Genomic DNA, 25,850 nt, shown 5'->3' on the forward strand with positions numbered 1-25,850 from the left:
AGATTCCGCTTCCCTGGCATTAAAAATCACAAGAAGCACAGGACACAGATGATGCAAAACAATAAGCGCTTTACCCTGAACAAGCTTCCACTGGCCGCAGCCGTCACGGCCGCCGTGCTGGCAACCCCGACCCTGGCCGTGGACTTTCACGGTTACGCACGAGCCGGCGTATCCACCAACATTGGCAGCGGTGGTGAGCAGACCTGTTTCGGCAGCGGCGCCACTGGCCACTATGTGGGACGGCTGGCCGATGAGTGCGACACCTACGCCGAACTTGCCCTGGGTGATGAACTGTTCAGCCAGGACGGCAAGACCTTCCGCTTCGATTCCATGCTTGCCTACAGTGCCAATCGCCAGGGCAACGACTACCAGGCCCTGAACGGCTTCAACAATATCAACAACGTGGATTTCACCAACCAGGAAACCACCGCTAACGGCTCTGACCCCTACGGCGGTGGCGACATCGCGTTGCGCCAGCTGTATGTCTCCGCCAACAACGTGATTGAATCACTGCCGGGTGCCACGCTCTGGGCGGGCAAGCGGTTCTATAAGCGGAAAGACATTCACCAGCTCGACCTCTTTTATGTTAGCAACGCCGGCTACGGCGCAGGTATCGAGAACATCACGGCCGGCTCCGGTCAGCTGTCTCTGGCCTACACCAACTCAGACACCAGTGACGGCGAAGACTTTGTGCAGAACAACAAGGTCGATGTCCGCTACTCCTTCCCCCTGGCAGGCGGCAACAACCTTGAGCTGATCGGCATCTACGCCATGGCGGATCTGACCGACGCCCAGGAAGCAGCAGGCATTGAGGACGAGAACGGCTATTTCTTCACCGCCGAGCTTTCCTCAGGCGTCATGGGTGGCTTTAACAAGTTCGCTATCCAGTACGGTGCTGATTCCATGGGCTTCGCCCTGGCGGAGAATGCCAGTGGCGGCCGCGTCGACAACGGTAATGTGGCCGGTTATTTCGAATCCAGCTGGCGCGTGCTGAACCACGGTGTCATCAAACTGGGTAAAGGCTGGGATCTTGGCCACTCTGTGGTCTACGAACAGGCCGAATCCCACGATCCGTCCGCCAAAGACGGCGAACGCCTGAGCATTGTTGCCCGACCAATCTATAACTGGTCGCCGGTGATGAGCACGGCCATCGAAGTCGGCTACAGCGATACCGACCGTCCCTGGTTCACTGAATCCCAGGACCTCGGCAAGTTTGCCATCGCCCAGCAATGGCAGGCCGGCCCTGGCTACTGGGCCCGCCCGGTTATTCGCGCCTATGCCGCCACGTTCTTCGGTGATGAAGCTGAGTCTGCTCGCGGCGGTGAAGGCATTGATGGCGACATCCAGATCGGTGCCCAGATCGAAGCCTGGTGGTAAGGCTTTAAATACCACACTCTCGTTGGACCTCCTGGGCCGGCATCTGCCGGCCCCTTTTTTATCCGCTTCTGCGCCATTCCTACTACCCCTCGGCCCATTGCGCCTACGCCCCGAAAAATTCCTCGCTGAAGGATGTTCCGGCCACCGGATCGCGCAACCATGAAGTAGCCCGGAAAGGGCTCAAAGCCAACAAAAACAATGGAAAAGAGGATTTCCCATGCCTGAGCAACGATTGGTTGCAGGCAGCCTGATGCTGGCGTTGTCGCTGGCACTGACTGGCTGTAACTCCGGAAGCGATGACCCGGTAACCGGCGGAGGCGGCCAGACCGACCCGCTGCTCGAACCCGGCGAGAACGAAGCCCTGCTCTACTACAGACGCACCGATGAGAACTACAGCGGCTGGGGCCTGCACCTGTGGAACAATCCCGCCGATGGCTGCGATGGTCTGGCTGAGGGCGTGGCCACCGAGTGGAATACCCCTAGACTGCCCGATGGGATTAACGATACCTACGGTGCCTATTACTTCATTCCCATGCGTGAGTCAGGCGAATGCCTGAACTTCATCATGCACAAGGGTGATGAGAAAGATCTTGGGGGCCAGGACCATCGCTGGCACTTTGGCGCCCTTGGCAATCGCATCTTCACCCTCAGTGGCAGCCAGCAACTGTCCCAGACCCCGCTCGAGGCCGAAGCCGTGACCATCGCCGGCGCATCGGCCCACTGGCTGGACGAAACCACGCTGGTGGTCAAGGATGCCGGCAGTCTCGCCCGCCTCGAACTTCGCCACGACGCCGGGGCTGACATCCGGGTGACACCGGAGGAAACGATGGCAGGTGGAGAGTCAATCGCCCTGTCCGCCACCACCCTGGCGCCGTCACTGGCGACGCAGTTTCCCCACCTGAGCAATTGGCCCGCCTTCGAAGTTCAGGCGACCAGCGGCGACATCCGATCCGCACTGAAAGGGCAACTCGTGGTGGCCGGGTATAACGGCAGCGACGAGCTTGTGATGGCGACCCGGGTGCAGATTCCCGGCGTGCTGGATGACCTTTACGCCTATGCAGGCGAACTGGGTGCTGTGATCAACGGCAGTGACGTCGGTTTTGCCGTCTGGGCGCCCACGGCCCAGAACGTCAGACTTCACGCCTTCGACGCCACCGGCGCCCTGGTGCCCGGTTATCCGGTCGCCATGTCGGAGTCCGATGGGGTCTGGCGCTACACCGGCAGCCTGGCCGAACTGAACGAGCAGTTCTACCAGTACGAAGTCACCGTCTATCACCCGCGGACGGACGCCATCAAGACCACCATGGTATCGGACCCATATGCCCTGAGCCTCTCTACCAATGGTCAGTATGCCCAGGTGGTCGACCTGGACTCGGCCTACAAGCCAGCGGGCTGGGATTCGGTTGAACCGCCTGCGGTAGCGGCGCCAGAGGACGTGGTTGTCTATGAAGCCCATATCCGTGACTTCAGCGCCACCGATGAAACCCAGGATCCTGCCGTACGTGGCAAGTACCGCGCCTTCGCGGCACCGTCCGACGGCAGTGTGGATGGCGTGGCACACCTGAAGTCCCTGTCGGATGCCGGAATCACTCACCTGCACCTGCTGCCGGCGTTCGACATGGCCACCGTCAATGAGGACCCGTCGGAAGTCGTCGATATCGACGATCCGTTCAGTCGCCTGTGTGACCTCTCGTCCGAGGCCGCCGACACCTACGCCTCGTACTGCAACAGTGGACAACCCATACGCGACGTTCTGGCAAGCTTCGATCCGCTCACCGGCGATGCCCAGGCCCTCTATAGCACCTTCCGGAGCCTGGACAGCTTTAACTGGGGCTATGACCCGGTTCACTACACCGTCCCGGAAGGCAGCTATGCCTCTGATGCCAATGGCACGCAACGGATTCTGGAGTTCCGGGAGATGGTGCAGGCAGCCATCAACCTGGGCCTGAACGTGGTCATGGACGTGGTGTACAACCACACCAATGCCTCTGGCCTCGCCGCCAATTCGGTACTCGACAAGCTGGTGCCGGGCTACTACCACCGACAGAATCCGGAAACCGGCGCGGTGGAGCAGTCCACCTGCTGCGAGAACACCGCCAGCGAACACGCCATGATGGAGAAGCTGATGGTGGACTCGCTGGTGACCTGGGCCGACCAGTACAAGATTTCCGGTTTCCGTTTCGACCTCATGGGTCATCACATGCTGGCCAACATGGACAAGGCACTGACGGCAGTGCAGGCGGTCGATCCGGACACCTACTTCTACGGCGAGGCCTGGAACTTCGGCGAGGTGGCTAACAACGCCCGGGGTGTAAACGCCATCCAGCCCAATATGGCCGGCACCGGAATTGGCTCGTTCAATGATCGGCTGCGGGACGCTGTACGCGGCGGCGGGCCCTTCGACGGAGGCGATGCCATCCGTGCCAACCAGGGCTTCGGCAACGGCTTGTTCACCTTTCCCAATGATCGCAACAGCGGCAGCGCCGGGGAAAAAGCCCGTCTACTGCAGGTGAGCGACTGGATCCGCGTAGGCATTGCCGGAAGCCTGAAGGACTACAGCTTTGTTGCGGTCAACGACCAGCTCACCACGGGTGCTGAGATCGACTACAACGGGCAAAGCGCCGGCTACACCGCCGATCCCCAGGAAATCATCAACTACGTGTCCAAGCACGACAACCAGACCCTGTGGGACAACAACCAGTACAAGACCGACTATGCGGCAACCACCCAGCAGCGAGCGCAGATGCAGGTGGTCAGCCTGGCGGTGCCCATCCTGAGCCAAGGCATTCCGTTCCTGCACATGGGCTCGGAGCTGCTGCGTTCGAAGTCCATGGAACGCGACAGTTACGATTCCGGGGACTGGTACAACGAAGTGGATTTCAGCTACCAGACATCAGCCTGGAACCGCGGCCTGCCCCGCCAGGACAAGGATGGCGCCAACTGGGACCTGATCACTGAAGTCATCCAGTCGGCCGGAGCCAACGCCAATCCGACACCGGCCGCCATTGCCTACACCGATGCCCAGATCAAGGAGCTCCTGGCGCTTCGCCGCAGCAGCCCCCTGTTCCGACTGCAAACGGCAAAGGACGTCCAGGACCGCCTCAGCTTCCTCAACACCGGCTCAGACCAGATTCCCGGCCTGATCGCATTCAGCCTGCTCGATGATGGCAGCGGCAACCTGGCAGAGCTGGATGCCGCCAACGATGAACTCGTTGTCGTGATCAATGCCAGCAACACCGAACAGACACTGGGCACCTCACTGGCCGGCCCGTTTCTCGTCGCCGCCGACACTTCTCCGGGCACCACCGCAAACGTTTCGGGAGGCGACTTCACGGTGCCTGCGCTGTCTGTCGCGGTCTTTGCCCGGTGATCTGGCCATTCATTCAGTAACACCCCGCCATCGGCCATGCCGATGGCTCTAACAACAATCAAGGAGAACACCATGAACAAGAAACTCACCACCCTGGCCCTTGCCTCTGTGCTCGCCATCTCTGGCTGCGCTTCAACGGGCGGCGGCAGGGACTACAGTGACTCTCTCTACCTCAGAGGCCAGTTTGCCTGGTGGGATGCCCTGCCAGAATACAAGGTCAAGAAGGTGGAAGCCGGCCTGTACCGGACGCAGGTGGAGCTGAAAGCCGACGGCCAGCCCTACGAATTCAAGTTTGGGGACGCCAACTGGAGCAGTGGCACCAATTGCGGCTACCTTTCCGAAAAGGAGGACGAGGTGGTGGAACTGAACCAACCGGTGAACGCCAACTGTTCGGCGGTGTTCGAGAACTTCCGATTCACGCCACCGGAAACGGCGGTGTACGGATTCTACTTTGACACCCGAGGTGAAGTACCCCAGGTGTATATCCAGAAGGCCGAATAACAAAAAGCCCGGGCAATCGCACCGGGCTCTCCTCGAAAGACTTTTCTCAGCCTTTCAATTCGCTCAGGGCCGCTCGATCTCCGCGCGGTTCCTGAGATACTGCTGGTAAGCCGCGTATTCACGCTGACCTTCGAGAGACGCCAGGAACTGCTGCAGTTGCTCCAGCTCGGTGCTGTCCTCGGCAACCTCGCCATCGGTAACCTGCTCAAGCGCAATGACCGACGCCGTAGTGTCAGAAACGGCCTTGGCGTAAGCGGTCTGGCCCTCGTTCGGGCGCGCCATCGAGAACACCTGCTGCATAACGGCCGGAGCTACGTCCGACGCATTGCGAGACAACGATTCGTAGCGGGTCCACTCGCCCTCGCCTTCAAGCTTTCCGTCGGCCTCGAGATCGGCGATCAGGGCATCCGCCCGCTCGGCCAAAGCCTCCCGGGTCTTACGGGCCATCAGTGTACCCCGGATATCTTCGCGTACCTCGTCCAGGGGCAATTGCTCGGCCGGATGGTACTCACGCACCCGCGCCACCACCGACACATTGTCGCCCACGTCAATCAGCTCGGTGTTGTAGCCGGCCTCCAGTACGTCTTCAGAGAACAACTGGCGCACCAGACCGGCATGATCAAAGGGCGCCTGGCCTCCGTCGCGGGTAATACCGGTTGCCTCGCGTACCTCAAGGCCCAGCTCTTCAGCAGGCCCCGTCAGATCATCGGCGGCATACGCCGAGTCGGCGAGCTGTGAGCGAATCTCGGCAAACTTCTCCCGAGCCCGGTCACGGGCCAGCTCGCGACGCAGCTGGTCTTCCATTTCCGCCAGTGACGGCACTTCTGACTGCCGGATGTCCTCCAGACGAATCAGATGGACACCGAACGAGCTGCGCACCGGCTCGGAGATTTCACCCTCTTCGAGGGCGAACAGGGCCTCCTCAAAGGCCTCATCGTAGATGCCGCGACCGGCATAGCCAAGATCGCCACCCTCTTCTGCGGATACAGTATCAATGGAGTATTCACGGGCCAGATCTTCGAAGGACTCTCCAGCTTCGAGGCGTTCCTGAATGGTCGCCATGGTCTCGTCCGCGTCACTGCCTTCTTCTATGAGGATGTGGGATGCGCGTCGCTCTTCACTGGCGAGGTCCGCCGCCCGTTCCTCGTAGTAGGCCCGGACTTCCTCGTCGGTGATGTCGATAGTTTCTGCCAGGGCACCAAGTGACAGCGTAATGTACGCCGCATCGACCCGCTCCGGTTGCTGGAACAGCCCGGAGTTCTCCTGGTAGAAGGTTTCGACTTCGTTGGCTGATACCTCAACACTGTCGGCAACCTCGGCCGCCGGAATGCTCAGCACCCGGAAGGTACGGGTCTGGTTCTGGATCTGCAGCAACTGCCGGGCGTTCTGATCGGCAACCACACCGCTCTGGGCGATGCCGGCCCGTATCTGATTGACCACATACTGCTTGCGCATGGCTTCACGGAACTCACCCACGCCCATGCCCATGTTGCGGACGGTAGCCACAAACCGGTCCCGATTGAACTGACCGTCTACCTGGAACTGGGGCATCTGGGTAATCAGAGAATCGATATCCGCGTCGTTGAGCTCAAGGCCCTGGGCGTTGGCATCCTGGATCAGCACCTGTTGCTGAATCAGGGAATCCAGAACGTCCGCACGAATCTGGTCCTCGTTAAGCATCGACGGGTCCGGGGTTTCCATGCTGGACAGCCTGCGCTGGCTCTCCATCTGGACCAGCCGGAGGAATTCCCGCTCGGTAATGTCCTCTCCGTTTACCGTGGCCACTTCCGGCTCACCGGAGAAACCGCCAACAATGGCGTCCATTCCCCAGATAGAAAGCGACACGATGAGCAGGCCGATGATGATCTTGGCGATCGTGCCCTGGGCATTTTCCCGAATGTCTTGAAGCATGTGTCTCCCGAATCCCTGTTCAAGGTCGTTCAGTGTAATTCGTTTCAGCGCGCTGGCGTGGACGGGCCTAACGTAAAAAGGCGCACCCTGTTCGGAATGCGCCTTGAATTCTTCTTGGGTGGCCCCCGTCAAGGGGAACCACCTGAGAAAGAACCGTTACTTAACGGCGTCTTTCAGGGCCTTGCCTGCCTTGAAGCCAGGCACTTTGGAGGCCGGAATCTTGATCTCGGCACCAGTCTGCGGGTTGCGACCGGTACGAGCGGCACGCTCTTTAACGGAGAAGGTACCGAAACCGATCAGAGTAACCTGATCGCCTTTCTTGAGGGCACCGGTGATGGAGTTGGTCATGGCATCCAGAGCACGGCCAGCGGCGGCTTTGGAGATATCTGCGGACTCTGCAATTGCATCGATAAGTTCGGACTTGTTCACACTAAACCCCTTCGATTTCAGGTTGAAGATGTTATAGGTTGGTTTGTTTTTTCTCGGACGTTCTCGACTATCGCATAAGCGGTCAGAGAATTCCATTCTTCAGTTTTCTTATTCCTTGCGGCTTTATACCGGTGATCGGAATAGGCACTAACTGCGCGGGAGCCCTTGGTATTGGCTGCTTCACGGCGAAACAGTTATACCAACGGGCTCTCTGGCATGTCAACAACTCATCAAGTCTTTAATGTGTATTTATGCGTTCCGAGGCATCACCCTCGTCGTCGCGGGGTTTACCTGATCCGGCCTCAGTGGTCGACTCCTCGGTCCGCGGCTCCGGCGGATAGGCCAAGGCAATGTCCAGCACTTCGTCGATCCACTTCACCGGACGGATCTCCAGAGACTCCTTGATATTCTCGGGTATCTCCTTGAGATCCCTGACATTATCGTCTGGAATCAGAACCGTCTTGATGCCGCCGCGGTGCGCCGCCAGCAGCTTTTCCTTGAGCCCGCCAATGGCAAGAACACGACCACGCAGAGTGATTTCACCGGTCATGGCGACATCGGCCCGCACCGGAATCTTGGTGAGTGCCGATACCAGCGCCGTGCACATCCCGATACCCGCACTGGGACCGTCCTTGGGCGTGGCGCCCTCCGGAACGTGAATGTGCAGATCGTGTTTTTCGTGAAAATCGTCCGCCAGGCCCAGGCCCGGAGCACGACTGCGAACGACCGTCAGGGCGGTCTGGATGGATTCCTGCATGACATCACCCAGGGACCCGGTTTTCACCACCCGGCCCTTGCCGGGGGTCAGGGCGCATTCAATGGTCAGCAATTCACCACCGACCTGAGTCCAGGCCAGCCCGGTCACCTGACCGATCTGGTTGGTTTCCTCGGCGAGGCCGTACTTGAACTTCTTCACGCCGGAATAGTCTTCGAGCATGTCTGGCTTGAGCACCACAGAGGCCTTGTCACCGCTCTCGACGTGGTCCCGAACGACCTTACGGCAGATCTTGGCAATCTCGCGCTCCAGGCCACGCACCCCCGCCTCACGGGTGTAGTAGCGAATCAGATCCCGCAGGGTTTCCTCGGGCAGCTCGAGTTCGTCCTTGCGCAGGCCGTTGGCCTTGATCTGCTTCGGCAGCAGATAACGCAGGGCGATGTTTACCTTCTCGTCCTCGGTGTACCCGGGAATCCGTATGATCTCCATCCGGCCCAGCAGCGCCGGCGGAATATCCATGGAGTTGGAGGTGCACACGAACATCACGTCGGACAGGTCGTAATCAACCTCCAGGTAATGGTCGTTGAAGGTGTGGTTCTGCTCCGGGTCAAGCACTTCCAGAAGCGCAGAGGCCGGATCGCCACGGTGGTCCATGCCCATCTTGTCGATTTCATCGAACAGGAACAGGGGGTTTTTCACGCCCACCTTGGACAGCTTCTGCAGAAGCTTGCCGGGCAATGCGCCAATGTAGGTTTTGCGATGGCCGCGGATCTCGGCTTCGTCACGAACGCCGCCCAGGGCCATGCGTGTGTACTTGCGGTTGGTGGCCCGGGCAATGGACTGCCCCAGGGAAGTCTTACCCACCCCAGGGGGCCCTACCAGGCAAAGCACCGGACCCTTCACCTTCTTCACCCGGCTCTGAACTGCCAGGTATTCCAGGATCCGCTTCTTGACCTCATCCAGGCCATAATGATCCCGGTCGAGGATCTCACGGGCCTTCTCGATGTCGTGACGCACACGGCTGCGCTTTTTCCAGGGCACCGCCAGCATCCAGTCGATGTACCCGCGCACCACGGTGGCTTCTGCCGACATGGGCGACATCATCTTGAGCTTGTTAAGCTCTGTTTCGGTTTTCTTGCGGGCTTCTTCCGGCAATCCGGCTTCCTCGAGTTTCTGCTCAAGCTCCTCGAAGTCGTTGTTGCCTTCGCCCAGGTTACCCATTTCCTTCTGGATAGCCTTCATCTGTTCGTTCAGGTAGTACTCGCGCTGGCTGCGCTCCATCTGCTTTTTGACGCGGCCGCGGATACGCTTCTCCACCTCGATCAGGTCGATCTCGCCATCCAGCTTGCCAAGCAGCAGGTCGACACGCTTGCGGATATCCAGGGCTTCCAGCAACTCCTGTTTCTCGGGGATGCGCATTTCCAGGTGCGCCGCCATGGTGTCCGCCAGTCGCTCCAGCTCTTCGATACCGGTCAGGGCATTGGAGACTTCCGAGGGCACCTTCTTGGAGAGCTTCACATACTTCTCGAACTCGTCCATCAGGGTCTTCACGAGAACGTCTTTCTCGCGATCCGGCAGAGACTCCTCGTCCATCAGCATGGCGCTGCCAGACAGGTATTCACCCTCGGTGATATCACTGATTGTGGCGCGTGCGTTGCCCTCCACCAGCACCTTGACTGTGCCATCAGGCAAACGGAGCATCTGCAGAACCGTTGCCAGCGTTCCCATGCCAAACACGTCCTTTGGGCCCGGCTCATCGGTGGAAGCGTCCTTCTGGGCTACCAGAAGAATCTCCTTGCTTCCCTCCATCGCGGCTTCCAGCGCCTGGATGGATTTTTCACGGCCCACAAACAGCGGGACCACCATGTGCGGGAACACCACCACGTCACGCAGTGGAAGCAGCGGGTATTCTTGCACGGTATTTTCGGATATCCGGGTCATAGGGAGTCCTCTGACGGTATTTCTTTCAGCATATCACCCTTCATTGGGGCGCCCGTAAAAATTGCAATCTTTTTACCAAACGAAACAAGGTAGGAATATCGGGATACAGGAAAGCAAAAAAGGGGCGTTGCCGCCCCTTTTTTTGTGTGACCGGAAACCGCCGGCTCAATCTTCCGGCACGGCCTTGGCGTGATCGCTGCTCGCGTAGATCTTGAAGGGCTCGGAGTCCCCGCTGATCACGCTCTCATCAATCACCACCTTGGTCACATCATGCTCAGACGGTATCTGGTACATGGTATCCAGCAGGGTCGCCTCCATGATGGAACGCAGGCCGCGAGCACCGGTTTTCCGGTCCATGGCTTTCCGGGCAACGGCACGCAACGCGTCATCCCGGAAATCAAGCTCCACACCTTCCATGTCAAACAGCTTCTGGTACTGCTTGGTCAGGGAGTTCTTGGGCTCGGTCAGGATCTGGACCAGTGCTTCCTCGTCCAGTTCGTTGAGGGTCGCAACCACAGGCAGACGACCCACGAACTCCGGAATCAGACCGTACTTCACCAGATCTTCGGTTTCCACATCCTTGATGATGTCGCCGGTGTTCTTCGAATCATCCTGGCTGGCAACCGAGGCCGAAAAGCCGATGCTGTTCTTTTCCGTGCGCTCGCGGATGACCTTGTCCAGACCGGCAAAGGCACCGCCACAGATGAACAGCATATTGCCAGTGTCCACCTGCAGGAACTCCTGCTGGGGGTGCTTGCGCCCGCCCTGGGGCGGCACCGAAGCCACCGTGCCCTCGATCAGTTTCAGCAACGCCTGCTGCACGCCCTCACCGGAGACATCCCGGGTGATGGACGGGTTGTCCGATTTGCGGGAGATCTTGTCGATCTCGTCGATGTAGACGATGCCCCGCTGGGCCTTGTCGACATCGTAATCGCATTTCTGCAGCAGCTTCTGGATGATATTCTCGACGTCCTCACCCACGTAGCCCGCTTCGGTCAGCGTGGTGGCATCGGCGATGGTAAAGGGCACGTTGAGCATGCGCGCCAGGGTTTCCGCCAGCAGGGTCTTGCCGCTGCCGGTGGGACCGATGAGCAGGATGTTGCTCTTGCCGAGCTCGACATCGCCCTTGCCTTCACCATAGCGCAGACGCTTGTAATGGTTGTAGACCGCGACCGACAAAACGACCTTGGCGCGATCCTGGCCGATCACATACTCATCCAGCGTGTGCCGGATTTCGGACGGCGTCGGGAGGCGATCGCTCGGCTCTTCCTGGGCATTCTCCTGGATTTCTTCCCGGATAATATCGTTGCACAGGTCGACGCACTCGTCGCAGATGAACACCGAGGGCCCTGCAATGAGCTTACGGACTTCATGCTGGCTCTTTCCGCAAAACGAGCAGTAGAGCAACTTGCCGTTATCGTCGCCCCTGCCGTTTCTTTCATCTGCCATTGAAATACCTCTGATCTCGTTCTGCCGGCGTCATACCTGCATTACGCCGGCCATATATGATGCGATTACTTCCAGTATTATTTATTCGGTACGCGCTTATCAAGTATTGAATCGATCAACCCGTACTCTTTCGCCTGGGCCGGATCCATGAAGTTATCCCGATCCGTATCCTTGGCGATGGTGTCCAGATCCTGCCCGGTGTGGTGGGCCAGGATGGAGTTCAGGGTGTGACGGATCTTAAGGATCTCACGGGTGTGGATTTCGATATCCGTGGCCTGCCCCTGATAGCCGCCCAGCGGCTGATGAATCATCACCCGTGAATTGGGTAGACACGCCCGCTTGCCGGCAGCGCCACCAGCCAGAAGGAAGGCGCCCATACTGGCGGCCTGGCCAACACACAGGGTAGCCACGTCAGGCTTGATGAACTGCATGGTGTCGTAGATCGACATACCGGCCGTCACCGAACCGCCCGGACTATTGATGTACAGGTGAATGTCCTTGTCCGGGTTCTCTGATTCCAGGAACAGGAGCTGCGCCACGATCAGGTTCGCCATGTGGTCCTCAACCGGGCCCACCAGAAAGATTACCCGCTCCTTGAGCAGGCGGGAGTAGATGTCAAAAGACCGCTCACCACGGGCCGTCTGCTCGATAACGATCGGTACCAGCCCGGAATTGGTAACCATTGCGGGACCCTCAATTGGTTTCTGCGTCATGATGCGCCTGAACTCCTTATGGACAATGGGTCGTGGCCATGGGCCACGGCAGTTTCATTGGTGTTGCACCCGTTACTTTGCCAGCAGCGGCCCCAGATGAAAACAGCCGGACATGCCGGCTGTTTCGTGGGACGGCGCTCGGGGGCGGAAAATCTGCCCCCGCGGCAAATCAGCGCTGCGGCTGACCAGCCTGTACGGCCTCTTCGTACTTGACCTTCTTTTCCTTGACCTTGGCCTGGGCCAGCACGTGGTCAACCACCGCATCTTCCAGCACCGAGGACTCGATCTGGGCCTTCTGCTCGGGGTTGCTGTTGAAGTGCGCGATCACTTCCTCTGGCTGTTCATACGTAGACGCGATTTCCTGGATCTTCTCATCTACCTTCGCCGGGTCGGCCTTCAGGTCGTTCTGCTTGACCACTTCCTGGAACAGCAGGCCTGTCTTCACGCGGCGCTTGGCCTGCTCTTCGAAGATCTCCTTGGGCAGCTGCTGGAAGTCAACCTGGCCACCGAAGCGCTGAACCGCATCCTGGCGCAGACGATCAATTTCCTGGTCGACCAGAGCGGCCGGTACGTCCAGCTCGGTGTTCTCCACCAGCCCGTCGACCACGTCGTTCTTGACCTTGTTGGAGATGGCCTGCTTGAGCTCACGCTCCATGTTCTTCTTCACTTCTTCGCGGAAAGCGGCTTCGTCTTCGGCGTCGATTCCAAACTTCTTGAAGAACTCGGAATCCAGTTCCGGCAACTGCGGCTCTTCCACCTTGTGGATCTTGATCTCGAACTTGGCCGGCTTACCCGCCAGTTCTTCGTTGTGGTAATCCTCCGGGAAGGTTACCTCGATTTCCATGTCCTCGCCGGCCTTGCCGCCCTGAATGGCCTTTTCAAAGCCCGGAATCATCTGGCCGGAACCGAGGGTCAGACGATGGCCTTCGGCGGCACCGCCCTCGAACTCCTCACCATCGATGAAGCCTTTGAAGTCAATGGTCAGCACGTCCTTGTTCTTGGACTTGCGCTTAACTTCCTTCATGGTGGCCTGCTGCCGACGCAGGTTGTCGATCATGTTGTCGACGTCTTTGTCGGTGATCTCGGAGGTCAGCTTCTCAACGGAGATCTTGCTCAGGTCGCCCAGCTCGATTTCCGGCAGCACTTCGAAAGTGGCAACGAACTCCAGATCCTTGCCCTCTTCCATGGTTTTCGGCTCGAACTTCGGCCAGCCCGCCGGGTTGATGTCCTGCTCCTGCAGTGCCTTGATGTAGTTGTCGCGCATGACCTCGCCCACAACTTCCTGACGAACACTGTCACCGAAACGACGCTTCACCACGCTCATGGGCACCTTACCCGGACGGAAACCGTTAAGACGAACGGTACGCGCGGTTTCCTGCAGGCGTTTCTGAACCGCCTGGTCGATTTCCTGGGCGGGCACACCAATCGTCATGCGACGCTCGATGTTGGAGGTCGTTTCAACAGACACTTGCATGGAAGATCCTCAAATTACAGATTCTGTAGGTGAATGAAATTAATACTAAAAGTCCGGTTACGGGAGCCTGCCCGCAAAAGGACCGAAAATTAAAAGCCGGTAGTTTATCATGCTTTGGCCCGCCGAGAGAATCACTCTACGCGGCATTGGCCAACGTCAGCGACGACCCTGCGGTCTGGTGTGATTTATGGGGGCATAACATGGAAAAGAAAGGGGTGGTGCGCGAGGAGAGACTCGAACTCTCACGGGTTGCCCCACTGGAACCTAAATCCAGCGCGTCTACCAGTTCCGCCACTCGCGCACAACAGGGTGAAGAGTGCCTGATGACCAGCCTGCCATCAATGGATTCATCACACGCGGAATCGAACAAGAGGGAAAAGTGGGGTGGACGAAGGGGTTCGAACCCTCGACCGCAGGAGTCACAATCCTGAGCTCTACCAACTGAGCTACGTCCACCACATAGGGACTTGTCTTTCCTCAAGCACCACGCAACAGCGTGAAGCTTTCAACTTTGCTGGTTACGGTCGCTCCGGCGCGGGTGCCAACGTTTAATGGCGCGCCCGGCAGGACTCGAACCTGCGACCATCCGCTTAGAAGGCGGATGCTCTATCCAGCTGAGCTACGGGCGCTTGACCGTTCGCCCACCTGGCTGTCCACCACTCCTGCTCGAATGTGTCCGGAATCCGGACTCGTACAGTAAGTGGTCGGGGTAGAGAGATTCGAACTCCCGACATCCTGCTCCCAAAGCAGGCGCGCTACCAGACTGCGCTATACCCCGTTGCAACTGAACAACAAGTGCCTCAGCAAAGTTGGCGCGCATATTACCGGCGCCGGCGTGCTCCGTCAACACGGATTTCCAATTTCCCCCTATGCGGGCATGTAAGCTGACCGGTCGGGGCGAGGAAAGTTCCGGCGCTGGCCCCGGCCTGCGAATTGGAGTTACGCCGGAAGCATGAGACAATGCCCGGCCTTCATTTTTTGATGTCCAACCGAAAAGACGAGACATGACCGCCAAACTGATCAACGGAAAAGAGATTGCCGCCGAGGTGAGACAGCAGGTTGCCGCCGGCGTGGAAGCCCGTCGGCAGCAGGGGCTGCGCGCGCCCGGCCTGGCTGTGGTACTGGTCGGCAACGATCCCGCCTCACAGGTATACGTGGGCAACAAGCGCAAGGCCTGCGAGCAGGCCGGAATCCTGTCCCTGTCCTACGACCTGCCGGAAGACACCTCCCAGGAGGCATTGGAAGCACTGATTGATGAACTGAACGAGAATCCCTCCGTCGACGGCATTCTGGTTCAGTTGCCCCTGCCCCACCATCTGGATGCCGACCCCATTCTGGTCAAGATACGGCCCGACAAAGACGTGGACGGATTCCACCCCTACAACATTGGCCGGCTGATGCAGCGCAAACCAACGCTGAGGCCCTGCACACCGGCGGGTATCATCACCCTGCTCGACAGCATTGGCACGCCCTACAAGGGCCAGCACGCGGTCATTGTCGGCGCCTCCAACATCGTCGGCCGCCCCATGAGCATGGAGCTTCTGCTCAAGGGGGCTACCACGACCGTCTGCCATCGCTTTACTCCGGACCTGCCAAAGTTCGTATCAGAAGCGGACATTCTTGTGGCGGCTGCGGGCAAACCGGGACTGATCAGGGGAGAATGGGTCAAGCCCGGGGCCACGGTGATTGATGTCGGCATCAACCGGATGGACGACGGCAAACTGCACGGCGACGTGGATTTCGCAACGGCGTCGGAACGAGCGGCCTACATCACGCCGGTGCCCGGCGGCGTGGGTCCGATGACCATTGCCACCCTGCTGCAGAATACCCTGTACGCCGCTGACGTATTGCACAAAGACTGAACTCACGGAGTGTTGGATTACGGCTTCGCCTAATTCAACCTACGAGAGAGTGCAGGTTTTCCGGTAGGTCGGATTAGGCAAAGCCGTAATCCGACAAGCATAAAAAACCCCGCCGAAGCGGGGTTTTTTATGCGTCCGTATTACTGACCGAACTTGGCTTTCGCCTTCAGGCGGTAGGCGTGCAGCAGCGGCTCGGTGTACCCGTTCGGCTGCTCACAACCCTTCAGCACCAGCGCCATGGCGGCTTCGAAGGCAACGCTGTCATCGAAGTTCGGCGCCATGTTGCGGTAGGCCGGGTCGCCGGCGTTTTGCTTGTCCACAACCGCGGCCATGCGCTTCATGGTCTCTTCAATCTGCGCTTCGGTGCAGATGCCGTGATGCAGCCAGTTGGCCAGCAGTTGGGAGGAGATCCGCAGGGTAGCGCGATCTTCCATCAGGCCCACGTTGTTGATGTCGGGCACCTTGGAGCAGCCGACGCCCTGATCGATCCAGCGCACCACATAGCCCAGGATACCCTGCGCGTTGTTGTCGAGCTCCTGCTGGATTTCCTCGGCGCTCAGGGAAGACGGATCATCCATCACAGGTACCGTCAGGATGTCCTCCAAAGCCGCACGCTGGCGCTTGGACAGCTCTTTCTGGACATCAAACACATTCACCTGGTGGTAATGGGTGGCGTGCAGGGTGGCCGCGGTCGGGGACGGAACCCAGGCGGTGTTGGCACCGGACTTCGGATGGCCGATCTTGGCTTCCAGCATACCGGCCATCAGGTCCGGCATGGCCCACATGCCCTTGCCAATCTGGGCAACGCCGGAGAAACCGGTTTCCAGGCCAATGTCCACGTTCCACTGCTCGTAGGCGTTGATCCAGGTTGCCTGCTTCATCGGGCCCTTGCGGATGAACGGACCCAGCTCCATGGAGGTGTGAATCTCGTCACCGGTGCGGTCGAGGAAACCGGTGTTGATGAACACCGCGCGCTCTTTCGCCGCGTGGATACACGCCTTCAGGTTGACGGTGGTACGACGCTCCTCGTCCATGATGCCCACCTTCAGGGTGAAGCGCGGCAGGCCGAGGGCATCTTCAACGCGTCCGAAGAATTCGTTGGTAAAGGCCACTTCTTCCGGGCCGTGCTGCTTGGGCTTGACGATGTACACAGAGCCCTTGGTGCTGTTCTGGAACTGGCTGTTACCCTTCAGATCGTGGATGGCGATCAGCGAGGTGATCAGGCCGTCCATCAGCCCCTCGGGGATCTCGTTGCCGTCTTTCAGCAGGATGGCGGGGTTGGTCATCAGGTGGCCAACGTTCCGGATGAACATCAGGCTGCGGCCCTTGAGAGCCAGCTCGCTGCCATCGGCCGCGGTGTAGGTGCGGTCGGCGTTCATCTTGCGGGTCAGCTGCTTGCCGCCCTTCTCGAAGGTTTCCTCCAGGTCGCCCTTCATCAGGCCGAGCCAGTTGCGGTAAGCCAGTGCCTTGTCGTCGGCATCAACCGCCGCAACCGAGTCTTCGCAGTCCATGATGGTGGTCAGGGCAGACTCCATCAGCACGTCCTTGACGTTGGCACCGTCGTTCTTGCCGATCGGGTGACTGGCGTCGATCTGGATCTCGAAGTGCATGCCGTTCTTCACCAGCAGCACGCCGGCCGGGGCGTCGGCAGCGCCGGTGTAGCCCACGAAACCGGCTTCGTCTTTCAGGCCGGTGGTTTCGCCGTTCTGCAGCTTGACCACGAGCTTGCCGCCGTCAACCAGGTATTTGGCGGCATCCTTGTGGCTGCCGGAGGCCAGCGGTGCGGAGCTGTCCAGCAGGTTGCGCGCCCATTCGATGACCTTGGCACCACGAACCGGGTTGTAACCCGGGCCTTTGTCGGCACCGCCTTCTTCAGAGATGGCGTCGGTTCCGTAGAGCGCGTCGTACAGGCTACCCCAGCGGGCGTTGGCCGCGTTCAGGGCGAAGCGCGCGTTCATTATCGGCACCACCAGCTGCGGACCAGCCTGGGTGGCCACTTCCGGATCCACGTTGGAGGTGGAAATCTTGAACTCGGCGGGCTCATCGACCAGGTAGCCGATGTCTTTCAGGAACGCCTTGTATTCGGCCATGTCGATCTTCTGGCCTTTGTGGTCACGATTCCAGCTGTCCATCTTTTCCTGGATCGCGTCGCGCTTGGCCAGCAGTTCGCGGTTGCGCGGTGCCAGCTCGTTCACGATCTTGTCGAACTCGGCCCAGAATTTGTCGGCATCAACTCCGGTGCCCGGAATCGCCTCGTTGTTCACGAAATCATACAGATTCTTGGCGACCTGAATGCCGCCGACTTGTACGCGTTCTGTCATCGTTGTCTGCCTCAGTGGGTTGTTTCCCGACTCCCTCTTCTTTCCGAACGAGAGGGCATTCTAATTTGAGCGCCGCATTGTAAGGGAAAATCCTTACAAGATCATGCCTGCGAGCACAAAACTGGTCAGACCAAGCGCTCGGACGCCTCAATCAGGCCTTGCGCCAGGTCGTGCCTTCCCGGGAGTCGTCCAGGATGATGCCCTTTCCCGCCAGCGTGTCCCGGATGCGATCCGCTTCGGCAAAGTCTTTCGCCTTGCGAGCGTCAGCCCGGGCCTGGATCATCGCCTCGATTTCCTCGGCCGAGAGCTCAACATCGACGCCAGCCTTGAAGAAAGCCTCCGGATCCTGCTGAAGCAGACCCAGCACGCCTCCAAGGCGCACCAACACCGCGGCGCTGCGCTTGGCGTCGTCTTCCCGGCCATCGCGACGGAACTGGTTGATCTCGTTGGCCACGGCATGGAGGACGGCAATGGCACCGGCAGTGTTGAAATCGTCGTCCATGGCTTCGGCAAAGCGCTGATCGTGCTCACCTTCGGGCACATCGGCCGCCTTTGCCGGCACGATGCCGCGCAGGGCGTGATAAAGCCGGGTCAGGGTGCGACCGGCTTCGGCCAGATTGTCCTCGGAGTAATCCACCTGGCTGCGGTAATGGCTCGACACCAGGAAGTAGCGGACTACCTCCGCCGGGTAGGTCTCCATGATCTCCCGGATGGTAAAGAAGTTGCCCAGGGACTTGGACATCTTCTCCTTGTTCACCCGAATGGCGCCAGCGTGCATCCAGGTATTCACAAAGGTATGACCGGTGGCACACTCGGATTGCGCAATCTCGTTCTCGTGGTGCGGAAACAGCAGGTCCGGACCGCCACCGTGAATGTCGAAGGTATCGCCCAGGCAGCAGGTTGACATGGCAGAGCACTCAATGTGCCAGCCGGGACGACCGTCGCCCCAGGGAGAGGGCCAACTGACCTCACCTTCCTTCGCCGCCTTCCACAACGCAAAGTCCGCAGGACTGCGCTTGGCTTCCTGTACGTCCACCCGAGCACCGGCCAGCAGGTCTTCCAGCTTTTTCTTGCTGAGCTTGCCGTAGCCCTCGAAGGAATCCACCGCAAAATACACGTCGCCGTTATCCGCGGCATAGGCGTGGCCGCTGGCGATCAGCTTGTGGATCATGGCGATGATTTCGTCGATGTACGCCGTTGCTCGCGGCTCTTCGTCCGGGGACAGCACACCCAGGCGGGCCTCGTCCTCGTGCATGGCGCGAATCATGCGATCGGTGAGCTCGGTGTAGGGCTCGCCGTTGTCATCGGCCCGGCGCAGGATCTTGTCGTCGATATCGGTGATGTTGCGAACGTAGTGCACCTCGTAGCCGCGATGACGCAGGTAACGGGTGATCACATCGAACGCCACCAGCACCCGGGCATGGCCCAGGTGGCAGTAGTCGTATACGGTCATGCCGCACACGTACATCCGCACCTTGCCGGGCTCGATGGGCCGGAACTCTTCCTTCTGCTGGGTCAGGGTGTTGTGGATCCGGATCATTTGCCCCCCTTGCCCCAGGAGTCGCGCAGTGTGACGGTGCGGTTGAACACCGGCCGACCGGCCGCGGCCGTCTGCTCCTGATCGCAGAAGAAATAACCTTCCCGCTCGAACTGGTACGGCAGATCCGTGCGGGGCTGGGCCAGACTCTTCTCCACCCGGGCGCCACGCAGCACCACCAGGGATTCCGGATTCAGGTGGTCCATGAAGTCCCCTTCCTTGTCGCTGTCGGGGGACTCGTGGTTGAACAGGCGGTCGTAAACGTTGATGTCGGTCTCTACACTGTCGGTCGCCGACACCCAGTGAATCACACCGTTCGGCTTGTAGCCCTCGGGATTCACGCCCAGGGTAGCCGGGTCGTATTCGCACTTGAGCTCAACAATCTCGCCGCTGTCGTCCCGGATGATTTCCCGGCAGGTCATCACATAGCCGCCCCGCAGGCGTACGGCCTGATCCGGTGCAAGCCGCTTCCACTTCCGGGGAGGATCGACTTCGAAGTCTTCCCGGTCGATGAACAGGGTCTGGCTCCAGGTCACTTCGCGCTCGCCCATGTCCGGGTTTTGAGGATGTACCGGCAGGCTCAGGGTTTCGGTCTGGCCCTCAGGGTAGTTGGTGAGCGTGACCTTGAGCGGCCGCATCACGCACATGGCACGAGGTGCCCGGTTGTTCAGGTCCTCACGGATGGCGTGCTCGAGCATGCCCACGTCGACCGTGCCGCCAGCCTTGTTCACACCAATCATGTCGCAGAAATTACGGATCGATTCAGGCGTGTAGCCGCGACGGCGCATACCGGAGATGGTGGGCATACGCGGATCGTTCCAGCCATCCACAACGCCCTCATCCACCAGGCGCTTGAGCTTGCGCTTGGAGGTGATGGTGTAGTTGAGGTTAAGGCGCGCGAACTCGATCTGCCTGGGGTGACAGGGCACCGAAATGTTGTCCAGAACCCAGTCGTAGAGTGGTCGATGATCCTCAAACTCAAGCGTACACAGGGAGTGGGTGATCCCCTCCAGCGCGTCCGAAATCGGATGGGTGTAGTCGTACATCGGGTAGATGCACCACTTGTTGCCGGTCTGATGGTGGTCGGCGTAGCGAATCCGGTAGAGAATCGGATCGCGCAGGTTGATGTTCGGGGACGCCATGTCAATCTTTGCCCGCAGCACCAGCTCACCGTTCTGGAACTTGCCATCGCGCATGTCCCGGAACAGTTTAAGGCTCTCCTCCACCGGACGATCCCGGTAGGGACTGTTCCGGCCCGGCTCCTTGAGGCTGCCGCGGTATTCAGCCATCTCGTCGGCAGACAGGGCACAAACGTAGGCCTTGTCCCGCTCGATCAGCTCCTCGGCAAAATCGTACAGGGCGTCAAAGTAGTCAGAGGCGTAGCGCACATCGCCGGCCCACTCGTAGCCGAGCCACTCCACGTCCTGCTTGATTGCGTCGATGTATTCCTGGTTTTCCTTCTCGGGGTTGGTGTCGTCGAAGCGCAGATTGCACTCGCCCGAAAAGGTTTCAGCAATTCCGAAATTGAGGCAGATCGATTTGGCATGGCCAATGTGCAGATAGCCGTTGGGCTCTGGTGGGAAGCGGGTCACCACCTTGCCGGTATGTTCACCGCCGGCGATGGCGTCCTCGATCAGGCTCTGGATGAAGTTATGGGCTTTCTTCGACTCGGCGCTCATACAATCTCTGTTAAAAGGGGTGAATCTTAAACCGCCTATTATACTCACAAATCCTTTCCGGACTCATGCATCGGGGCAAACTCTTCAGTACAATACGGGTTTGACACAACCCATCTTTCCAAACACCTCTGAACAGGAAACCCTGATGATTCTGCTGACGACCAATCTTGGCGACATCAAGCTGGAACTGGATTACGACAAGGCTCCGGAAACCGCGAAAAACTTTGAACAGTACGTCCGCGACGGCTTTTACGACGGCCTCATTTTCCATCGCGTCATCAGCAACTTCATGATTCAGGGCGGCGGCTTCGAGCCAGGCATGACCCCACGTAAAACCCGCGAGCCCATCCAGAACGAGGCCGACAACGGCCTGAGCAACATGCAGGGCACCATCGCCATGGCCCGGACCATGGATCCGCACTCCGCCACGGCGCAGTTCTTCATCAATGTCGAGAACAATGGTTTCCTGGACCACACCGCCAAGAACGCCGAAGGCTGGGGCTACTGCGTATTCGGCAAAGTGGTGGAAGGCATGGATACGGTCAACGCCATTCGCGCAGTCCGTACCACCATGCGTGCCGGCCACCAGGACGTACCGGCAGACGATGTGGTTATCGAGAAAGCCGAGGTTCTGGAGGACGCGTGACCACGCTGTTTATTTCCGACCTGCACCTGGAAGAATCGCGCCCGGACATTACCCGGGCCTTCCTGGCCTTTCTGAACGAGAAAGCGACAGGCGTTGAAAGCCTCTACATCCTGGGCGATTTCTTCGAGGCCTGGATTGGCGATGATGAACGTACCCCTCTTCAGGAGCAGGTGGCGGGCGCCCTGCGCCAGCTCAGCGACAGCGGTACCCGCGTGTTCCTCATGCATGGCAACCGGGATTTTCTGATTGGCGAGGATTTCTGTGCCCGTGCCGGTGCCACCCTGTTGGACGACCCGACCGTTATCGACCTTTATGGCTCCCCCACCCTGCTGATGCACGGTGACAGCCTGTGCACCGCCGATGTGGAATACCAGAAGTTCCGGGCCAACATGCGCAATCCGCAGTGGCAGCAGATGATTCTGCAGCGCCCTCTGAAGGACCGCCAGCAGATGGCCCGTCAGCTTCGGGAAATCAGCATGGCCAAGAACCAGGGCAAGGAAGAATTCATCATGGATGTCACGCCCGAAGAGGTGGTCAAAGACATGGAGCACCATGGTGTTCAACGAATGATCCACGGCCACACCCACCGGCCGGCGGTGCACGAACTCATCGCCAACGGGCAGCCTGCACAACGGATTGTCCTGGGTGACTGGGATCAGAATGTCTGGTGGCTGGAAGCTCGCCCTGATGAAGAGCCGGCATTAAAAAAACAGCCGCTGAAATGAAAAAAGCCGGGATAGTCCCGGCTTTTTTCGTCTTCCGGCCTCAGTGCGCCAGAATCTGCTTGAGAAACTTCTGGGTTCTCGCTTCCTGCGGATTGTTGAAAAACTCGTGGGGCGGCGCCTCCTCAACAATCTCACCACCGTCCATGAAGATCACCCGGTCGGCCACGGTCTTGGCAAAGCCCATCTCGTGGGTTACGCAGAGCATGGTCATGCCGCTGCCCGCCAGCTCGATCATGACATCCAGAACCTCCTTGATCATTTCCGGATCCAGTGCCGACGTGGGCTCATCAAAGAGCATGATCTTCGGTTTCATGCACAGGGCCCGGGCAATCGCCACCCGCTGCTGCTGACCACCAGACAGTTGACCGGGGTACTTGCGCGCCTGGTCGGGTATCTTGACCCGTTCCAGGTACTCCATGGCGGTGGCCTCGGCTTCCTTACGGGGAATCTTGCGCACCCAGATGGGCGATAGGCAGCAGTTCTCCAGCACGGTCAGGTGAGGAAACAGGTTGAAGTGCTGGAACACCATGCCCACTTCCCTGCGCACGCTGTCGATCTGGCGGACATCGTCGGTGAGTTCCACGTCATCAACAATAATCTTGCCCTGCTGGTGCTCCTCCAGACGGTTGATGCACCGGATGAAGGTGGACTTGCCGGAGCCGGACGGGCCGCAGATCACGATTCGCTCGCCCTGGGCAACGGTCAGGTTCAGGTCCTTCAGGACATGGAAATCGCCGTACCACTTGTGCATCCCTTCCACCCGGATGATGTCCGGCTTGTTGCCCGCCCCACCCTGGGCAGACGGCTGTTTTTCAGGGGTTTGTTCTGTCATTGGGTTACCCATCAGGTTTTATGACCGGTGTCGAGTTTGCGTTCAAGATTCTGGCTGTACCGGGAGATGCCGAAACAGAACACCCAGAAGCAGAAGGCCACGAAGACATAGCCCTCGATTGCGACGTTCTGCCAGGCGGGATCCGTTACCGTGGACTGCACCGTGCCGAGCACATCGAACAGGCCGATAATCAGCACCAGCGTGGTGTCCTTGAACAGCGAAATGAAGGTATTCACGATGCCCGGGATCACCATCTTCAGCGCCTGCGGCAGGATCACCAGCCCCATCTTGCGCCAGTATCCCAGGCCGAGTGCGTCAGCCGCTTCGTATTGCCCCCGGGGAATCGCTTGCAGACCACCCCGGATGACCTCGGCCATGTAAGCCGATTGCCACAAGGTGATGCCGATGAGCGCACGGGCCAGCTTTTCGAAATTGACCCCTTCGGGCAGGAACAGAGGCAGCATCACCGAGGCCATGAACAACACGGTAATCAGAGGCACCGCCCGCCACACTTCGATAAACACCACGCTCAGGCCGCGGATGATCGGCATCTCGGAACGTCGCCCAAGAGCGAGCAGGATGCCGATAGGCAGAGAGGCGAGAATACCGATGTACGCGAGGATAAGCGTCAGCATCAGGCCGCCCCACTTGGTGCTCTCGACCACCTCGAGGCCGAACATACCGCCCGGAATCAGGAAGTAGCCAACCAGCGGCAGCCCTGTCATGCCGAAAATACCCAGCCATTTGCGGCCCGGGAAGCGTTCGATGAACTGTGGCACAAAGGCCAGCGCCAGCAGCGCGAACATCAGGTTGACTCGCCACTGCAGTTCGTCCGGGTAGAACCCGTAGATGAAGAAGTTCAGGCGCTGACTGATAAACAGCCAGCAGGCACCTGCTCCGGTACAGTCGCTGGCATCCTGACCGGTAAAGTTGGCCTCCAGGAACACCCAGTTCACCAGGGGCCCAATGCTGGTAACCAGCAGATAGCCCACAGCAAGGGTCAACAGTGTGTTGTACCAGGTAGAAAAAAGATGCTCCCGCATCCACTTGACCGGACTGAGAGCTTTCTTGGGTGGTTTCATGGTTGACTCAGCCATCATCGCTCCTTAATCGCCACGGCCCTGTTGTAGATATTCATGAACAGGGAGATCGTCAGACTGATGGTGAGGTACACCGCCATGGTAATGGCCACCACCTCTACTGCCTGGCCGGTCTGGTTCAGGGTCGTGCCCATGAACACCGCCACCAGATCGGGGTAGCCGATCGCCGTTGCCAGCGAGGAGTTCTTGGTCAGGTTCAGGTACTGGCTGGTGAGCGGCGGAATGATCACCCGCATGGCCTGGGGAATAACCACCAGACGGAGAGTGAGTCCGTTGGGCAGTCCCAGGGCCTTGGCCGCCTCGGTCTGGCCCTTGCTGACCGACAGGATGCCCGAACGCACGATCTCGGCAATAAAGCTCGCGGTATACAGGGACAACGCCAGCCACAACGCTGCCAACTCGGGAATAATGGTAATACCACCGCCAAAGTTGAAGCCCCGAAGCTCCGGCATCTCCCACTGCAGCGGACTGCCTGCGGCAAAGTAGGCCAACGCGGGCAACACCACGAGGATGGCAAGCCCCACCTTGAACGTGGGAAAGATCTCCCCGGTCGCCAGCTGTCGCTTTTTGGCCCAGAGACGGATACCAATGACCGCGGCGATGGCCACCAGCAGGGCAAGCCAGACCAGGCCGAATCCGTCCTGAGTGAGCGGCTCCGGAACATACAGGCCCCGGTTGTTCAGAAACACCGTGCCGCCCACGTCGATACTCTGCCTTGGCGAGGGCAGCGCGCCCAGGACGGCGAAATACCAGAAGAAAATCTGGAGCAACAGCGGGATGTTACGGATGACTTCGATGTAGACCAGCGACACCTTGGCCACCAGCCAGTTGCTCGACAGCCGGGCCACACCGATGATGAAACCGAGAATTGTGGCGGCGACGATACCGAGAGCAGATACCAGGAGCGTATTGGTCAGACCCACCCAGAAGGTCCTGCCGTAGCTCATGGTGGCATCGTAGGGTATCAGGCTCATGATGATGCCGAAGCCGGCGGTCTCATCCAGGAATCCGAAGCCTGTGCTGATACCCCTGCTCTCCATGTTGGCAAGGGTGTTGTCGACCAGGGTCCAGCCCGCCCAGAAAACAAGGGCAATGGCAACAACCTGGAAAAACAGTGCTCGTACGCGAGGATCGTACCAGGGCTTGGCGGCCGCTGGTTTGTTTACGTTCGTTGGTTTTTTCATGGAATGTCCCGAAAAGCGTCCCTGCAAATTACCTCATCAGAGAGTGCGGAACGCGCCCCGTCGGGCGGGGCGCGTCTGCGTGCT

18 protein-coding genes and 4 tRNA genes are annotated in these 25,850 nt (G+C 59.3%); 6 read left to right on the plus strand and 16 right to left on the minus strand.

The genetic code is table 11. The features are described from left to right. Window positions 1–48 precede the first annotated feature (48 nt). The 3 genes from AC0J1C_RS10705 (at window position 49) to AC0J1C_RS10715 (ending at window position 5,248) form a co-directional block, all read left to right on the plus strand. Complete coding sequence (locus AC0J1C_RS10705; RefSeq protein WP_473043824.1) at window positions 49–1,377, plus strand: carbohydrate porin; 1,329 nt, start codon at window positions 49–51, stop codon at window positions 1,375–1,377. A gap of 217 nt (window positions 1,378–1,594) precedes the next feature. Next, window positions 1,595–4,747, plus strand: a complete 3,153-nt coding sequence (gene pulA / locus AC0J1C_RS10710) for a pullulanase-type alpha-1,6-glucosidase (RefSeq protein WP_473043826.1) — start codon at window positions 1,595–1,597, stop codon at window positions 4,745–4,747. A 72-nt stretch (window positions 4,748–4,819) separates the two neighbouring features. Further along, a complete protein-coding gene (locus AC0J1C_RS10715) occupies window positions 4,820–5,248 on the plus strand; it encodes an early set domain-containing protein (RefSeq protein ID WP_473043828.1) in 429 nt (142 codons plus the stop codon). Window positions 5,249–5,311: 63 nt separating this feature from the next. On the opposite strand, the gene AC0J1C_RS10720 is transcribed toward AC0J1C_RS10715, so the two are convergent. From AC0J1C_RS10720 to AC0J1C_RS10765, 10 genes are all read right to left on the minus strand, one after another. Continuing rightward, window positions 5,312–7,159 carry a SurA N-terminal domain-containing protein gene (locus AC0J1C_RS10720; RefSeq protein WP_473043830.1) on the minus strand — a complete coding sequence of 616 codons (1,848 nt, stop codon included), beginning with the start codon at window positions 7,157–7,159 and terminating at the stop codon, window positions 5,312–5,314. 156 nt (window positions 7,160–7,315) lie between these two features. Then, a complete protein-coding gene (locus AC0J1C_RS10725; RefSeq protein WP_008174603.1) occupies window positions 7,316–7,588 on the minus strand; it encodes an HU family DNA-binding protein in 273 nt (90 codons plus the stop codon). Between the two features lie 238 nt (window positions 7,589–7,826). After that, window positions 7,827–10,244: an endopeptidase La gene (lon, locus tag AC0J1C_RS10730; RefSeq protein WP_473043833.1), complete on the minus strand. Its 2,418-nt coding sequence runs from the start codon at window positions 10,242–10,244 to the stop codon at window positions 7,827–7,829. 165 nt (window positions 10,245–10,409) lie between these two features. Beyond that, window positions 10,410–11,693, minus strand: coding sequence for an ATP-dependent Clp protease ATP-binding subunit ClpX (clpX, locus tag AC0J1C_RS10735; protein WP_375192402.1), 1,284 nt, complete (start codon window positions 11,691–11,693; stop codon window positions 10,410–10,412). 77 nt (window positions 11,694–11,770) lie between these two features. Next, entirely contained in the window at window positions 11,771–12,406 is a 636-nt protein-coding gene (gene clpP, locus AC0J1C_RS10740; protein WP_473043835.1) for an ATP-dependent Clp endopeptidase proteolytic subunit ClpP, read from the minus strand. 169 nt (window positions 12,407–12,575) lie between these two features. Next, window positions 12,576–13,880, minus strand: coding sequence for a trigger factor (gene tig / locus AC0J1C_RS10745; RefSeq protein ID WP_473043837.1), 1,305 nt, complete (start codon window positions 13,878–13,880; stop codon window positions 12,576–12,578). Window positions 13,881–14,096: 216 nt separating this feature from the next. Further along, window positions 14,097–14,181 (minus strand) — tRNA-Leu (locus AC0J1C_RS10750). Window positions 14,182–14,260: 79 nt separating this feature from the next. Then, window positions 14,261–14,336, minus strand: a tRNA-His gene (locus tag AC0J1C_RS10755). Window positions 14,337–14,432: 96 nt separating this feature from the next. Next, window positions 14,433–14,509, minus strand: a tRNA-Arg gene (locus AC0J1C_RS10760). A 72-nt stretch (window positions 14,510–14,581) separates the two neighbouring features. Continuing rightward, window positions 14,582–14,658: transfer RNA gene (locus AC0J1C_RS10765), tRNA-Pro, on the minus strand. Between the two features lie 226 nt (window positions 14,659–14,884). Here AC0J1C_RS10765 and folD point away from each other — a divergent pair. Next, window positions 14,885–15,742 (plus strand): bifunctional methylenetetrahydrofolate dehydrogenase/methenyltetrahydrofolate cyclohydrolase FolD, encoded by an 858-nt coding sequence (gene folD, locus AC0J1C_RS10770; RefSeq protein WP_375192399.1) that lies wholly within the window; start codon window positions 14,885–14,887, stop codon window positions 15,740–15,742. A gap of 140 nt (window positions 15,743–15,882) precedes the next feature. Here folD and AC0J1C_RS10775 read toward each other — a convergent pair whose 3' ends face one another. The 3 genes from AC0J1C_RS10775 to AC0J1C_RS10785 all read right to left on the minus strand — a co-directional run bounded on the left by AC0J1C_RS10775 (window position 15,883) and on the right by AC0J1C_RS10785 (window position 21,279). Further along, window positions 15,883–18,063: a malate synthase G gene (locus AC0J1C_RS10775; protein ID WP_473043839.1), complete on the minus strand. Its 2,181-nt coding sequence runs from the start codon at window positions 18,061–18,063 to the stop codon at window positions 15,883–15,885. 151 nt (window positions 18,064–18,214) lie between these two features. After that, window positions 18,215–19,603: a cysteine--tRNA ligase gene (gene cysS / locus AC0J1C_RS10780; protein ID WP_473043840.1), complete on the minus strand. Its 1,389-nt coding sequence runs from the start codon at window positions 19,601–19,603 to the stop codon at window positions 18,215–18,217. Continuing rightward, on the minus strand, window positions 19,600–21,279 hold the full coding sequence (locus AC0J1C_RS10785; RefSeq protein WP_473043842.1) for a glutamine--tRNA ligase/YqeY domain fusion protein: 1,680 nt from the start codon (window positions 21,277–21,279) through the stop codon (window positions 19,600–19,602). The genes cysS and AC0J1C_RS10785 overlap by 4 nt, the downstream gene beginning before the upstream one ends. Window positions 21,280–21,424: 145 nt before the next feature. Between AC0J1C_RS10785 and AC0J1C_RS10790 the strand changes: the two genes are divergently transcribed. Both AC0J1C_RS10790 and lpxH read left to right on the plus strand, forming a co-directional pair. Further along, the gene (locus tag AC0J1C_RS10790; protein WP_091986151.1) at window positions 21,425–21,925 is read left to right on the plus strand and encodes a peptidylprolyl isomerase; all 501 of its coding nucleotides are present in this window, start codon (window positions 21,425–21,427) and stop codon (window positions 21,923–21,925) included. Continuing rightward, complete coding sequence (gene lpxH, locus AC0J1C_RS10795; protein ID WP_473043845.1) at window positions 21,922–22,650, plus strand: UDP-2,3-diacylglucosamine diphosphatase; 729 nt, start codon at window positions 21,922–21,924, stop codon at window positions 22,648–22,650. The genes AC0J1C_RS10790 and lpxH overlap by 4 nt, the downstream gene beginning before the upstream one ends. A 40-nt stretch (window positions 22,651–22,690) precedes the next feature. On the opposite strand, the gene AC0J1C_RS10800 is transcribed toward lpxH, so the two are convergent. From AC0J1C_RS10800 to AC0J1C_RS10810, 3 genes are all read right to left on the minus strand, one after another. Further along, the gene (locus AC0J1C_RS10800; RefSeq protein WP_473046531.1) at window positions 22,691–23,401 is read right to left on the minus strand and encodes an amino acid ABC transporter ATP-binding protein; all 711 of its coding nucleotides are present in this window, start codon (window positions 23,399–23,401) and stop codon (window positions 22,691–22,693) included. Between the two features lie 92 nt (window positions 23,402–23,493). Beyond that, window positions 23,494–24,579 (minus strand): amino acid ABC transporter permease, encoded by a 1,086-nt coding sequence (locus AC0J1C_RS10805; protein ID WP_473043847.1) that lies wholly within the window; start codon window positions 24,577–24,579, stop codon window positions 23,494–23,496. Then, the gene (locus tag AC0J1C_RS10810) at window positions 24,579–25,766 is read right to left on the minus strand and encodes an amino acid ABC transporter permease (RefSeq protein WP_473043849.1); all 1,188 of its coding nucleotides are present in this window, start codon (window positions 25,764–25,766) and stop codon (window positions 24,579–24,581) included. Before AC0J1C_RS10810 ends, AC0J1C_RS10805 begins: the two co-directional genes overlap by 1 nt. Window positions 25,767–25,850: the final 84 nt, after the last annotated feature.

This window comes from Marinobacter sp. E2, assembly GCF_055755345.1.